We start from the raw sequence: 13,705 nt of genomic DNA on the forward strand, positions 1-13,705 counted from the left end.
CCTCAGCCGGCAGAGAGCAAGCGCACCGCCGCATCGCGCTCCTGCACATAGAGCAGCATGCGCACCCGCTCGCCCTCCGGGCCTTCGAGATCGGGATTGCCCGGCACCAGACGCGCAGCGGCATCGCGGGCCTGCGAGACGAGGGCGCCATGCACCTCCATGCGCGCCACCTTGAAGCCGGGCAGGCCGCTCTGCTTGGTGCCGAGCACGTCGCCCTCGCCGCGCAGGCGCAGGTCTTCCTCGGCGATGCGGAAGCCGTCCTCGCTCTCGCGCAGGATGGCGAGACGGGCCTTGGAGGTTTCGCTCAACGGCCCGCGATAGAGCAGCAGGCAGGTGGAGGCCTTTTCGCCGCGCCCGACGCGCCCGCGCAACTGGTGGAGCTGGGCGAGGCCGAAGCGTTCCGCATGCTCGATGACCATGAGGGTGGCGTTGGGCACGTTGACGCCCACCTCCACCACCGTGGTGGCGACGAGAATGCGCGCCTCCCCCGAGGCAAAGCGCGCCATGGCAGCGTCCTTGTCGGCGCCCGACATGCGCCCATGCACCAGTTCCACCGTCGGATCGCCGAACACCTTTTTCAGATGTGCGGCGCGCTCGGTGGCGGCGGCGAGGTCCGAGGTGTCGCTTTCCTCCACCAGCGGGCAGATCCAATAGGCCTGTGCCCCGTCGCGCAACTGTCGGCCGAGGGCGCCGACCACTTCGTCCAGACGCTCCAGCGAGACGGAGCGTGTGTCCACCGGCTTGCGGCCCGGCGGCTTCTCGCGCAGCTCGGAGCTGTCCATGTCGCCGAACAGGGTGAGGACGAGGGTGCGGGGGATGGGCGTTGCCGTCATCAGCAGCATGTCCACCGCCGCCCCCTTGCGGGAGAAGGTGAGGCGCTGCTCGACGCCGAAACGGTGCTGCTCGTCCACGATGGCGAGGGCAAGATCGGCGAACGCCACATCGTCCTGGATGAGCGCGTGCGTGCCCACAATGAGTCCGATGCGCCCGCTGGCGAGCCCCTCCAGAATGCCGGCGCGGGTGCGCCCCTTCTCGCGGCCGGTGAGCACCGCCACCTCGATGCCTGCGGCGGCGGCCAGCGGCGCGATGGTCTCCAGATGCTGGCGGGCGAGGATTTCGGTAGGCGCCATCAGCGCCGCCTGACGGCCCGCCTCGATGGCCGCGGCGGCAGCCAGCAGCGCCACCACGGTCTTGCCCGAGCCCACGTCGCCTTGCAGCAGGCGTAGCATGCGGGTGTCGGCCGCAAGATCGGCGCGGATGGCGGCGAGCGCCTCTTCCTGCGCGCCGGTGAGGCGGAAGGGCAGGGCCTTGAGGATGGCGGCGGCGAGCCGTCCGTCGCCGCGCGTCGGGCGGCCTCCGGCCTTCACCTGCGTCTGGCGCACGAGGGCAAGCGTGACCTGATGGGCATAGAGCTCATCGAAGGCGAGGCGCTCCCAGGCCCGGCCGGTGGGCAGGCCGTCCACCGGCGTCTCGGGCTGGTGGATGCGCTTCAGCGCCTCGCGGAAGGAGGGCCAGTCGCCCCGCTCCAGAAGCTCGGGCGGAATGGCCTCCGGCAGCTCGGGCACGCGGGCGAGCGCGGCCTCCATGGCGCGACGCACATGGCCGCCGGCGAGGCCTTCGGTCAGCGGATATTTCGGCTCCACCGGCGGCAGCCTGGCAAGACCGGCCGCATCGAGGATGCGGTCGGGATGGGTCATCTGCCGCATGCCGTCATAGAGCGTCACGCGCCCGCACAGCCAGCGCGTCTCGCCCACGGGCAGCAGGCGCTCGATGCGGGCCCGCTCGATGTTGAAATGCACGACGGTGAGATCGCCGCTGGCGTCGGAGACGAAGGTGCGATGCGGCGCGCGCCGGCCGGGGGGCGGGGCGCTGTGGCCATCCACGCGCACTTCCAGCGTCACGTCCGTTTCCGGCTCGGCCTCGAAGATGGTCGGCCGCGCCCGGCGGTCGATGAGGCCGGAGGGCATGTGGAAGAGGAGGTCGATGACGCGCGGATTTTCCCGCCCCAGCAGCCGCCCGAACGGGCGCACCATCTTCGGGCCGATGCCGGGAAGCGTGGTGAGGGGGGCGAAAAGCGGATCGAGCAAGGCCGGGCGCATGGGGCGCCGAAAGTGGCGGATGGGGGGGATTCGGGCAAGAGGAGGTACGGGGAGAGTGTTGCAGATTAGGAGGGTAACCGGCAGCCTTGGCGGCGCCAGGTCGCCCGTAGATCGCCGGTCGGCTTCGGGGGGAACATGTGCTATGAACCCGAAAGATCCCGCACACCTGATGGATAACTTCCGCGCGCTGGCTGGCATTGGCGTGGGAAACGGCATCAAGGTCAGTTTCAACCGGGCAACCTTTATGACCACGTTTCCGGGCGCATACTTCGAGCGCACGGATGTCATCGAGGACGAAGCGAAGAGCTCGTTCGTCGCCTCCAAGCTTCAAACCACCATTCAAGATGTGTTCGATACCGCCTATGGCGAAGTTGAGAAAAATCCGGCGCTCTTCGCGTCTGATCCCGGCTTGCCGCGTCGGGCCGTCGACGGCGTGAAGCAACTGGTTGAAAATTACAAACTTCTAATAATTATCGGTGGAATATCGCGCCTGGGAGAGCTCCCAGGTGAGCTCGAAAATTCATTCTATTTTTTTGAAAGTGAAGCGCCGCTCAATCTGGGTGTACGATATGCTGATTATCTGATTGTCTCTTTTTCGCAAGGGGATTATCTACCGCTAGATAATCTTGGCGTCTGCTGCGCGCTCTGTGTCGACTGGATTTCGCGTCGGCAGCAGGTTTGGCGTGCCAAGCCCTCTTTGGCGGTATCGAAAAAGATCAAGTCCGAGTTGGACGAGCCCCAGCGCACCGGCCTAGTAAAGGCGCTCGGCCTACCTACGCAGGTCGAGACTGCGCGCATCAAACGCAAGTTTCAGAGGCGCATCATACCGGCGCAGGAGGCCTATGAGAACTCGACTCGCTCCTCGTCGGCAGGGGTGTTGATGGTGATGCGCACCATGGAGGCGACAGCCAAGGACGTCGACGGCATGAAGTGGAAATTCGTTGCCGATGGGCCGAGGGTCTTACACGTCAAGCGCAGCATTAAGGCGGAAGAAGGAGAAGGCGAGCGCGTATTCCGCGAGATCTTCAGTAAGTGCAAGGCCCCCGTTGTCAGCGGGATGATTGCAACATGGGAAAAACAAGTGGCGTGGGCTAAGGAGCTCCGTGGTGGGGAGGCTCTCGTCCAATTGTACTCCAAGAAGTTGGAAGAAGAACGCGCCAAATTGCAAGGGCGCAGCCCCAATGCTGTTAACCCCAATGCCCTCACCTATGTTCTTTCCCTGAAGGGAGCCGAAGTGGCCGGTCATGCCATCGCGCTTTATCTAGACGATCTGCGTCTGACCATCTTTGATCCGAATTTCGGCGAGTTCGAGTTTCCCAAGGCTAACGAGGTCGATCTCTATCGATTTTGTTCCGATTTGTGGGAGCATTATCGGAACGCGAAAGAAGAGAAAAATCGGATGATTTTGTGGGCGCTGGAGGAATTTTATTTTGACGCTGAGTGAAGCGGGACAGGCTCGGTAAGAGGGCAGCCGCAGCTGCAATGGCGCGTGCGGCCTTTTGCGGGCATGGCCTCTGAGAGGCTCAGACGTTGGCCGTCTGGCTCATTTAAATTCCATATGTACGTCTGGGACCTTCCCATAGCTTCGGCGCGGCTGGAACAAGTCCGTCGTCGTGACGTTCCTTCACAGGTCTTAACACGACTTGGGAATGCCGATGTCCACGTCGCGCTTTGTTGGTCTGTCGCTTGCGCTTTTCTTGGCGCTCAGCGCCCCGGCGCTGGCGCTCTCCCCCGACGAGATCAACACAGCGCCCTTCGTCGCCGACCCGGCGACGCCGTCGGCCGCGAGCCCCTCTGACGCCACCAAGGAGCAGTCGGCCAAGTCCAAGTCTGGAAAAGCCGGAAAGGACAAGTCCGCCCGCAAGCGCGACAAGCAGAAGCCGAAGGGGCCGCAGGGGCTCATCGTCAAGGTGCAGGTGCTGCTCGCCCGCAAGAGCATCTCGCCAGGCGAGATCGACGGCAGGGATGGCGAGACTACCGCAAGGCCCTCGCGCAGTTCCGCCGCCAGAACAATCTGGGCGAGGGCGACCGGCTGGACGAGGCCACCTGGGCGGCGCTGGGCGGCCCGACCACCACGGACATCGTGACCACCTACACCGTCACCGCGAAGGATGCGCGCATGCGCTTCCCGCGCACCATTCCGCACGATTTCGCCAAGCAGGCGAGGATGAAGCGGCTCGATTTCACCAGCCCGACGGAGATGTATGCCGAGCGCTTCCACATGAGCGAAGGGCTGCTCAAGGCGCTCAATCCCCGTCTCAAGACGCTGAAGGCAGGCGATGCCATTTCGGTGCTTCAGGTGGCCCATGATCGCCCGACCCAGCCGGTGGAGCGCATGGAGGCGGTGAAGGCGACAGGCATGCTCGTGCTCTACGGGCCGGGCGACGCCATCATTGCCAGTTATCCCGCCACCATCGGCAGCGCGGACACCCCCTCGCCGGAAGGCGAATACAAGGTCCTGCGCATCGCCCATGATCCGCGCTACGAATACGACCCCAAGAAGAATTTCCAGCAGGGCCGCAACACCCGCCGCCTCATGCTGCCGCCGGGTCCCAACAATCCGGTCGGGACGGTCTGGATCGCCCTGTCGAAGCCGACCTTCGGCATCCACGGCACCCCCGCACCCTCGCAGGTGAGCAAGACCTCCTCCCGCGGCTGTGTGCGCCTCACCAATTGGGATGCGGTGGAGGTGGCGGCCCTCATCAAGCCGGGCGTGAAGATGCGCTTCGTCGAGCCCTTCGGCTCATGAGGCGGGTTGTGCGGGCCCTCGCCGGCTGCTTTGTGCTGCTCATGCTGGCGCCGAACGGGGCATCATCCGCGGCGGCAGCACCGCAGCGGCCGCCCGCCTCGGTGGGCCAGCCGCACCCGCCGCCAGCGCCCCTGCCGGCCGCGAAGCGACAGGGACGTCTGCCGCCCGATGGGGCGCCGCTGCCCGTGCCGTCGCCCCTGCGCATAGCAGTGGATGCCGTGAAGCGCCAGGGCGTGCCGGGCGCGCCGACGGTTCCGCTGCCTCTGCCGCGTCCGGTGGAGATCGGCAGAAAGCCGGCCGCGCCGCCGGTTGCCGAGGCACCCACACCCGCGCCCACGCCCCAGCCCAAGCCGGACATCGCCCCCGAGGACAGCGCTCCGACGCCCGAGCCCATGGAGGGTGAGGCCTATGCCGCCTGCCTCAAGACGTTCGAGGCCAAGGGCGGAGAGCCCGTGCCGCGGGAGCAGGGGGAGGGGACGTCGGACGGTGAGGGCGCCTGCACCATTCCCGGCGCCGTCACCTTTTCCCGCATCAAGCTGGCGGAGGGCGGCACGGTGGCGCTGGAAAGTGCCGTCACCGTGCGGTGCACGCTGGCGGTGGAACTCGCCGGATGGGTGCGGGAGGATCTGGTGCCGCTGGTGCAGCGCCAGGGCGGCGAACTCTCCGGCCTTACCGGCGTCGGCGGGCAGGCCTGCCGCCCGCGCAACGGCCAGAAGGGCGCGCAGATCAGCGAGCACGCCAGCGGCAATGCCTTCGATCTCCTCGGCCTCAAGCTGAAGGACGGCAAGGTGGTCGAGCTCTGGAAGGTAGAGGCGGGAACGAAGGATTTGCGAGCGGGCGTGCGCGAGAGCGCCTGTGCCCGGTTCCGCACGGTGCTGGGGCCGGGCGCGGATAGCGCCCACGCCAACCATGTGCATCTCGACATGCGCCAGCGCCGCAATGATTTCCGCATGTGCCAATGGAATGTGGACTAGGCGGGCGCCCGCGCCCCCGTGTTTCAATGGGGCGCGAAGGTGCTTTACAGTCGCATCGTCAGGGGGCGCTTGGCATGACCGACAGTGAAGCCGAACGGGCGGAAAGGGCCGCCTTCATCCTCAGCCTGCGGCGGCGGGGCATCCGGGATCTGGCGGTGCTGCGGGCGCTGGAACTGGTGCCGCGCGGCCTGTTCGTGGACCCGACTTTGCGTCGCCATGCCTATGAGGATGTGGCACTCCCCATCGCCTGCGGGCAGACCATGTCCCAGCCGAGCCTCGTCGCCCTGATGACCGAAGCCCTCGCGCTCAATGCCGAGCATACGGTGCTCGAGATCGGCACGGGCTCGGGCTATCAGGCCGCCGTCCTCTCCCATCTCGCGGCGCAGGTGGTGACCATGGACCGCTACCGGGCGCTGGTGGGCGAGGCGCAGACGCGCTTTCAGGTGCTCGGCCTGCGCAACGTCGCCGCCTTCGTGGGGGACGGCACGCAGGGCCTGCCGGGCCGCGCGCCCTATGACCGCATCATGATCACCGCCGCAACGGGGGAGGTGCCCCGCGCGCTGGTGGATCAACTGAAACCGGGCGGCGTCCTTATCGCCCCCATCGGCGCGCCCCGCGAAGTGCAGAAGCTTCGCCGGTTCATCAAGGATGGCGGCAACCTTGAGGCGAGCGACCTCATGGACGTGCGCTTCGTGCCGCTGGTCGCCGGGGTGGCCGCGCTGCTCTGATCCGTCCCGCCGACGCCGCGCGGACCCCTCCGATCTTCCCAAGGCCGACGAAGTCGCGCCGGTTCGCTCCGCCCGTGATGGGCGGTGGGGGCTGGCGTGTGCCCTCGATGCGCTTCCCGTAATCTTCCGGGTAGGGAGGTATTGGGTGGGGTAATTTTCATTTTGTAAAACTAAAATCTTCTGAAGAAGAAGTCCTCTAATCTGATCTTGATTTATTGACTCGGTCTAACGCAGATGTGAGCATGTATATGAAGTGAATTCGTGATCAATAAATTGGAGAGTTGCAGTTATTTTGTGGCTCTTCTTCTGGTGGTGGGATCGGGTCTGTGCAAATCGATATGAAAATCTCCGGCTCGGCTATGCCCAAGCCGGGGCTTCCCGTGCGGGCGAGCCTCTGCGCGTTTTCCGCCACGCTCGTCGCCGGATGCACGCTAATGGGCGCGGCGCCCGCTCTGGCGCAGCAGGCGGGTGGCGATGTGGTGCTTGATACCGTGACCGTTCAGGCAGATGGCCCCCGCTCGGCGCTGCCGCCGCCGTTCCCCGGCGGGCAGGTGGCACAGGGCGCGCAACTCGGCCTTCTCGGCAATACGGATCTCTTCAGCACCCCCTTCAGCCTCATCAGCTACACGAGCGAAGCGATCCGCGACCGGCAGGCGGTGACTGCGGCGGATGCGCTGATCCTCGATCCGTCGGTCCGCGTGACCAGTCCGCCCGGAGGGCTGCTGGATTCCTATTACATCCGCGGTTTTCCCATCAACGAAGGAACGGCAGGCGAAATCGCCTTCGCCGGCGTCTATGGGGTGGCGCCGTCCTTCCGCATCTTCAACGACTATGTAGAGCGCATCGAGGTCCTGAAGGGGCCGGGCGCGCTGCTCTACGGCATGTCGCCGAACGGCGGCGTGGGTGGCGTCATCAACATCGTCCCCAAGGTCGCCGAGGGCGATCTCACACGGCTGAGCACGGGCTATGCCTCCGATGCGAGCGGCAACCTCCATGCGGATGTCTCCCGCCGCTATGGCGAGGGTCAGGAATTCGGGGTGCGTTTTTCCGGCGGTCTGGCGGCCGGCGATACGCCGCTCGAGAACCAGTCCGACCGCTTCAAGGTTGGAGCGCTGGCCCTCGATTATCAGGGCGAGCGTTATCGCGCGTGGCTCAATGTCCTGGCGCAGAACGAGAACATCACCGCACCCTCACGTCCCTATTTCATGGCCAGCGGGGTCGCCGTGCCGCCGGCGCCCAACGGCAGCACCAACGTCACGCAGCCGTGGGAATGGTCCCGGACCGAGGACAAGTCCATCCTGCTGCGCAACGAGTATGACCTCACCGACAACATCATGGTCTTCGCCAACGCGGGCGGGGGCAATTCGCAGGTGGAGCGCTTCTTCGGCCTGCCGACCATCCTCAATCCCATTGGCACCACCTCGTCGGCGATCCAGTATTACGATCTCGACGTCAACCGCTACACGCTGGAGGGCGGCGTCCGCGCCAAGTTCCAGACCGGCTTCGTCAACCATACGCTGACGGTGCAGGGCTCCTATTATAACGAGACGCAGGACCGCGCCTTCCCGAAGAGCCCCGGCTCGGTGCTGTCCAACCTCTATGCGCCGGTGACCCGGCCGCAGCTCTATTACGTCCCGACGACGCCGACCCCTCTCTCCGACAGCACGCTCAGCGGCGTGTCGGTGGCCGATACGCTGGGCGTGCTGGAGGACCGCATCCAGGTCACGCTGGGCGCCCGCCTGCAGAAGGTGGAGTCCAACAATTATTCGGCGACCACGGGCGCGCGCACGAATCCCTATGACGAGACCGCCGTCTCGCCCATGGCTGGCATCGTCGTGAAGCCGCTGTCCAACGTCTCCTTCTATGCCAATTATATCGAGGGTCTGAGCCGCGGCGATCAGGCGCCTGCCACCGCGGCCAATGCCGGGCAGATCTTCGCGCCCTATCAGGCCAAGCAGGCCGAGATCGGCGTCAAGGCGGAGTTCGGCAAGCTGGTGACGACGCTTGCCCTGTTCCAGATTTCCAAGCCCAGCGCGGAGCTCAGCCCGACGCTCGTCTATTCGGTCAGCGGCGAGCAGCGGGTGCGCGGCATCGAACTGGAGGTGTTCGGTGAGGTGACGCCGGGCGTGCGGGTCGTCGGCGGCGTGACGCTGATGGACGGCGAGATCGTCCAGAGCGTGACGGCGGCGAGCCTCGGAAACACGCCCATCGGCGTGCCCGGCGTGCAGGCCAATATCGGCGGCGAATGGGACCTGCCCTGGATCAAGGGACTCACGGCCACCGGCGCGCTCATCTACACCGGCAAGCAGTACGTCAATCTGGCCAACACCCAGTGGCTGCCGGACTGGACGCGGGTGGATCTCGGCTTGCGTTACGTCACCACCATCGCTGACCACCGGACCACATTCCGGGCCAGCGTGCAGAATGTCGCGGACACCTCCTACTGGTCCGGCGTTGCCTCGTTCGGCACCTTCTCGCTGGGGGCGCCGCGAACCTTCCTCGTCTCCATGGACGTCGATTTCTGATCGGCCCGCATTGCGCCTCCGCTCCCGCTGATCTACCAAGAAGGCGGTGGCGGTGGAATGGTAATAGGATGCGTTTGATGCTGGCGGCGCGGCCTTTTCGATGCGTCATGGCCATCGCCGTGGTGCTGCTCGTCACCGCCTGCGGCGGTCGCCCGCCCGGTGTTCTCGTGCCCGTTCAGGCACCCGACGTGCCCGGCACCTCCAAGGTGTCGATGATCGTCGCCACCACCCGCGCCAAGGCCACCACCACGACGGACATGTTCTCCGGCGAGCGCGGCAAGGCGCCGAGCTTTGCGGAGATCACCGTCTCCCTTCCGCCGGACGCCGCCCGTCAGGTGGGCGAGGTGCAGTGGCCGCGCAGCGTGCCGGGCAACCCGGCCACCGACTTTGTCGTGACGGATGCGCAGGACCTCTCCATGCCGCAGGCGCAGGCCTGGCTGAACCGGGACGTCGCCAAGCGGCCGAAGCACCGCGTGCTGGTGTTCATCCACGGCTATAACAACCGCTTCGACGATGCCGTCTTCCGTTTCGCGCAGATCGTGCACGATTCCGGCGCGGACGTGACGCCGATCCTCTTCACCTGGCCTTCGCGCGGCAGCCTGCTGGCCTATGGCTACGACCGGGAGAGCGCCGTCTATTCCCGCGACGCCCTCGAGACCCTCCTCACCGCCCTCAACAAGGACCCCGCGGTGGGCGAGATTTCCGTGCTCGCGCACTCCATGGGCAATTGGGTGACCTTCGAGGCGCTGCGCCAGATGGCCATCCGCAACGGCCGGGTGCTGCCGAAGATCAAGAACATCATGCTGGCCGCGCCCGACGTGGACGTGGATATCTTCAACAGCCAGTGGCAGGACCTCGGCACGCCGTCGCCCAACGTCACCATCTTCGTCTCGCAGGATGACAAGGCGCTGCGCGTCTCCCAGCGCGTGTGGGGTTCGCGTGCCCGCCTCGGCCAGATCGATCCCGAGCAGGAGCCGTTCCGCAGCGAGTTCGAGGCCCGCAAGATCAACGTCTATGACCTCACCAAGCTGAACACGCCGGACGGGCTCAACCACGGCAAGTTCGCTGAGAGCCCGGAAGTGGTGCGGATGATCGGCGGGCGCATCGCCTCACAGTCCACCATCACGGATAGCCGCGAGGGCGTGGGCGATCGCATCGTGCAGGTGACGCAGGGTGCGGCTTCCGCGGTCGGCCAGGCGGCGGGCGTGGTCATCGCGGCGCCGGTGGCGGTGGTGGATTCCAACACCCGCGACAATCTGAGCTCGCAGGTGGAGAACCTCGGCGGCACCGTGTCCTCGACGGTGCATTCCACCACCAACATGATGACAACGCCCCCTTCACAATGAAGAGAGTTGTGGCTTGCGTGCCACAGTCTCGCTATTCTTGTGGCTGAGACGGATGCTTAAGCGGGCGTTTACCCGATCCGACTTTACTCCACGACATGTTCGGTGCGTGCGAGTTGGGTCACATGACATCTTCCGGCAAAATCTTGGGGCGTATTGTGACCGCGCGCTTTGCCGTGGTGGGCCTGTTGGCCGCCGGTGTGGCGGGTTGCAGCGCGGATGTGACACGATTCTCTGAAGCTGGCGGTGGCCCCCAGGCCTCCCTGCCGCGTCAGGGTTCGCCGGAGGTCACGGGGTCTCTGGGCGCCGCGCCCTCGGCGCGGGTTGATTCGGCGCCCATCGGCGCGCCGGTCGGTTCCGCCCAGACGGCCTATGCGCCGGCCAATACCTACGGCAATTCGGGCGGCCAGCCGCTCTACGGCTCCTCCGCCTACAACACGCCGCCCGTGGCGCCTGCGCCGCAGGCGGCTCCGGCGGCGCACACCGCCGCTGCTGCGGCGCCGCGCACCCCGGCGCCCGGTCCGCAGCCGCTCGGCACCTTGTCCTCTACCCAGCCGGCACCTGCCCGTGCGTCGCAGCCGGTTGCGGCCGCGCCGCTGGCTGCTCCGGCTACCGCGCCCGTCGCCGCAGCTCCCGCCGCGCCGAAGACGCAGCAGGTGGCTGCCGCGACCCCGGTCGTGACGCCCGCCACGCCGGCCGTTCCCGCCAAGACCGCGGCCGTGACGCCCGCCGCCACCTCCGCGCCCGCCGCGGCCAAGGTGGATGCTGCCGCCAAGGATGATGTGGACGAGGCTCGCTCGCCCGGTTCCGGTCCGCAGTTCCGCGCTCCGGTCCGTGGTCGCGTGATCTCCGGCTTCGGCCCCAAGCCCGGCGGCACCCGCAACGATGGCGTGAATTTCGCCGTGCCGGAAGGTACCGCCGTGCGGGCCGCCGAGGACGGCACGGTCGCCTATGCCGGCAACGAGCTGAAGGGCTACGGCAACCTCGTTCTCATCAAGCATGCGGACGGCTTCGTCACCGCCTATGCCCACAACAGCGAGATCAGCGTGAAGCGCGGCGACACCGTGCGGCGCGGCCAGATCATCGCCAAGGCGGGCCAGAGCGGCGGCGTCACCACGCCCCAGCTGCACTTCGAGATCCGCAAGGGTTCGCAGCCGGTCGATCCGAGCCAGTATGTGGCCGGCCTCTGACAGGCGTTCGGTTTCCTCCTGTCTTGACGGCCGGGCTTGCCCGGCCGTTTTTCTGTCTTCCCCGCAACTGGCGGGCCGCTTGACGCTCCCCGTGCCCGCCGATAGGCCGCAGTCATGACCTTTGCCCCTTCCGGAACCCGCGCCCTCATTGTCGGCCTCTCCGGCCTCCGCCTCACCGAGGGCGAGCGCGATTTCCTGCGCGCGGTGCGCCCCTGGGGCCTCATCCTGTTCGCCCGCAACGTGGATACGCCCGAGCAGGTGGCCCATCTGGTGGCCGAGGGGCGCGAGGTTCTGGGCTGGCGCGCGCCGGTGCTCATCGATCAGGAAGGCGGCCGGGTGCAGCGCCTGCGCCCGCCCTTCTGGATCGACTATCCCCCCGCCGAGCAGTTCGGCGCGATCTACAAGGCGGACAAGGCCCGCGCGCTGAAGGCGGTCCACCTCAACTCCCGCCTCATCGCCGCCGATCTCGCCGCCCTCGGCATCGACGTGGACTGTCTGCCGGTGGCGGACCTGCGCCTGCCGGAAGGCCACGGCGTTATCGGCAACCGGGCCTATGGCAGCGAGCCGTCCACGGTCGCCGCGCTGGCGAGCGCCGCCGCGCGCGGCCTCATGGAGGGCGGCGTCCTGCCGGTGCTCAAGCACATCCCCGGCCACGGCCGTGCCCCGGCGGACAGCCACGAGCATCTGCCCACCGTCACCGCCAGCCGTTCGGAGCTGGAGGCGACGGACTTTGCCGCCTTCATGTCGCTGAACACCCTGCCGCTCGGCATGACCGCCCACGTGGTCTATGCTGCCATCGACAAGCACAACCCCGCCACCACCTCGCGCGTCGTGCTGGATGATGTGGTGCGCGGTTTTATCGGCTTCGACGGGGCGCTGATGAGCGATGACCTGTCCATGAAGGCGCTCTCCGGCTCGTTCGCCGAACGCGCCCGCGCGTCCATCGCCGCCGGCTGCGATCTGCTGCTCCATTGCAACGGCCAGATGGACGAGATGCGCGCGGTGGCGAGCGAGAGTCCGCTGCTGGCCGGCCCGGCTGCCGAGCGCGCGGCGCGGGCGCTCGCCCGCCGCATCGATCCGCCGGCCACCGATCTCGACGCCATCCGTGACGAGCTGGCGGTGCTGCTCGAACAGCCGGTCTGATGGCGACCGGCGCGCCTCCGTCTGAGGAAGAGGGCCCCGCCGGGCCCGGTGCGTCCGATTTCATGGAAGACCAGCTCCCCGCCGCCGGTGAGGGGGCCTTCGTGGTGGACCTCGACGGTTTCGAGGGGCCGCTCGACCTGCTGCTGACGCTGGCGCGCACGCAGAAGGTGGACCTTCACCGCATCTCGATCCTGGCTCTGGCGGACCAGTATCTCGCCTTCATCGAGGAGGCGCGGCGGGTGCGCCTGGAGCTTGCCGCCGACTATCTCGTGATGGCGGCCTGGCTCGCGTACCTGAAATCCCGCCTGCTGCTGCCGGCGCCGCCCAAGGAAGACGGGCCGAGTGCCGAAGAACTGGCCGCCGCCTTCACCCGGCGCCTGCGGCATCTGGAGCGCATTCGCAAGGCGGCCGAGCAACTGATGGCCCGCGAGCGGCTCGGCGTCACCGTCTTCCCGCGCACCCCGCCGGACGAGAGCAATCCGGACACGCGGCCGGTGGTCTTCACCGCCACGCTCTACGACCTGCTCTCGGCTTATGCCACCCAGCGGCAGAAGCAGGCGTTGTCCTTCGTGACGCTGAAGACCCGCATGGTCTGGTCGCTGGCCGATGCGCGCGAGCGGCTGGAGCGGCTGCTCGGGACGACCTTGGGCGACTGGATGCGCCTCGACGAGTTCCTGATAGACTACATGACGACGCCGGAGCAGAAGGCGACCGCGCTCGCCTCCAGCTTCTCCGCCACGCTGGAGATGGTGCGCGAGGGCAAGCTGGACATCCGGCAGGATGCGCCCTTCGCGCCGCTCTGGCTGCGGTCGAGGACCGGGCAGGGTGCGGACCCGCCTGCGCCTTCGAGTGGCGAGGATACGGCTGAGGACGGGACGAAGGACGCGGGCGCTTGAACGGGGGACGCCGCTTGGAGGAAGGGGAGGGGCGGGAGCCCGAAGAGGTGGTGGCGGG

General features: G+C 67.1%; 11 protein-coding genes. 10 read left to right on the forward strand and 1 reads right to left on the reverse strand.

The features are described 5' to 3' along the window. Window positions 1–2: 2 nt before the first annotated feature. Window positions 3–2,099 carry an ATP-dependent DNA helicase RecG gene (recG, locus tag DFO45_RS12375; RefSeq protein ID WP_133865097.1) on the reverse strand — a complete coding sequence of 699 codons (2,097 nt, stop codon included), beginning with the start codon at window positions 2,097–2,099 and terminating at the stop codon, window positions 3–5. 142 nt (window positions 2,100–2,241) lie between these two features. Between recG and DFO45_RS12380 the strand changes: the two genes are divergently transcribed. The 10 genes from DFO45_RS12380 to DFO45_RS12425 all read left to right on the forward strand — a co-directional run bounded on the left by DFO45_RS12380 (window position 2,242) and on the right by DFO45_RS12425 (window position 13,647). Further along, window positions 2,242–3,543 (forward strand): YopT-type cysteine protease domain-containing protein, encoded by a 1,302-nt coding sequence (locus tag DFO45_RS12380; protein WP_166657116.1) that lies wholly within the window; start codon window positions 2,242–2,244, stop codon window positions 3,541–3,543. 211 nt (window positions 3,544–3,754) lie between these two features. Beyond that, window positions 3,755–4,186, forward strand: coding sequence for a hypothetical protein (locus tag DFO45_RS12385; protein WP_133865099.1), 432 nt, complete (start codon window positions 3,755–3,757; stop codon window positions 4,184–4,186). Continuing rightward, window positions 4,183–4,848, forward strand: coding sequence for a L,D-transpeptidase (locus DFO45_RS12390; RefSeq protein ID WP_133865100.1), 666 nt, complete (start codon window positions 4,183–4,185; stop codon window positions 4,846–4,848). Before DFO45_RS12385 ends, DFO45_RS12390 begins: the two co-directional genes overlap by 4 nt. Continuing rightward, entirely contained in the window at window positions 4,845–5,822 is a 978-nt protein-coding gene (locus tag DFO45_RS12395) for an extensin family protein (protein WP_133865101.1), read from the forward strand. Before DFO45_RS12390 ends, DFO45_RS12395 begins: the two co-directional genes overlap by 4 nt. Window positions 5,823–5,896: 74 nt before the next feature. Next, window positions 5,897–6,550: a protein-L-isoaspartate(D-aspartate) O-methyltransferase gene (locus tag DFO45_RS12400; RefSeq protein WP_043879119.1), complete on the forward strand. Its 654-nt coding sequence runs from the start codon at window positions 5,897–5,899 to the stop codon at window positions 6,548–6,550. A 434-nt stretch (window positions 6,551–6,984) separates the two neighbouring features. Continuing rightward, complete coding sequence (locus DFO45_RS12405) at window positions 6,985–9,075, forward strand: TonB-dependent receptor (protein WP_133865102.1); 2,091 nt, start codon at window positions 6,985–6,987, stop codon at window positions 9,073–9,075. A gap of 107 nt (window positions 9,076–9,182) precedes the next feature. Then, a complete protein-coding gene (locus DFO45_RS12410; RefSeq protein WP_245518073.1) occupies window positions 9,183–10,421 on the forward strand; it encodes an alpha/beta hydrolase in 1,239 nt (412 codons plus the stop codon). A gap of 155 nt (window positions 10,422–10,576) precedes the next feature. Further along, window positions 10,577–11,608 (forward strand): M23 family metallopeptidase, encoded by a 1,032-nt coding sequence (locus DFO45_RS12415; RefSeq protein WP_245518075.1) that lies wholly within the window; start codon window positions 10,577–10,579, stop codon window positions 11,606–11,608. Between the two features lie 114 nt (window positions 11,609–11,722). Continuing rightward, a complete protein-coding gene (gene nagZ, locus DFO45_RS12420) occupies window positions 11,723–12,751 on the forward strand; it encodes a beta-N-acetylhexosaminidase (RefSeq protein WP_133865104.1) in 1,029 nt (342 codons plus the stop codon). A 62-nt stretch (window positions 12,752–12,813) separates the two neighbouring features. Next, window positions 12,814–13,647, forward strand: a complete 834-nt coding sequence (locus DFO45_RS12425) for a ScpA family protein (RefSeq protein ID WP_133865105.1) — start codon at window positions 12,814–12,816, stop codon at window positions 13,645–13,647. Window positions 13,648–13,705: the final 58 nt, after the last annotated feature.

Origin of the sequence: Azorhizobium sp. AG788, from assembly GCF_004364705.1 — a bacterium.
GTDB classification, from domain to species: Bacteria; Pseudomonadota; Alphaproteobacteria; order Rhizobiales; family Xanthobacteraceae; genus Azorhizobium; species Azorhizobium caulinodans.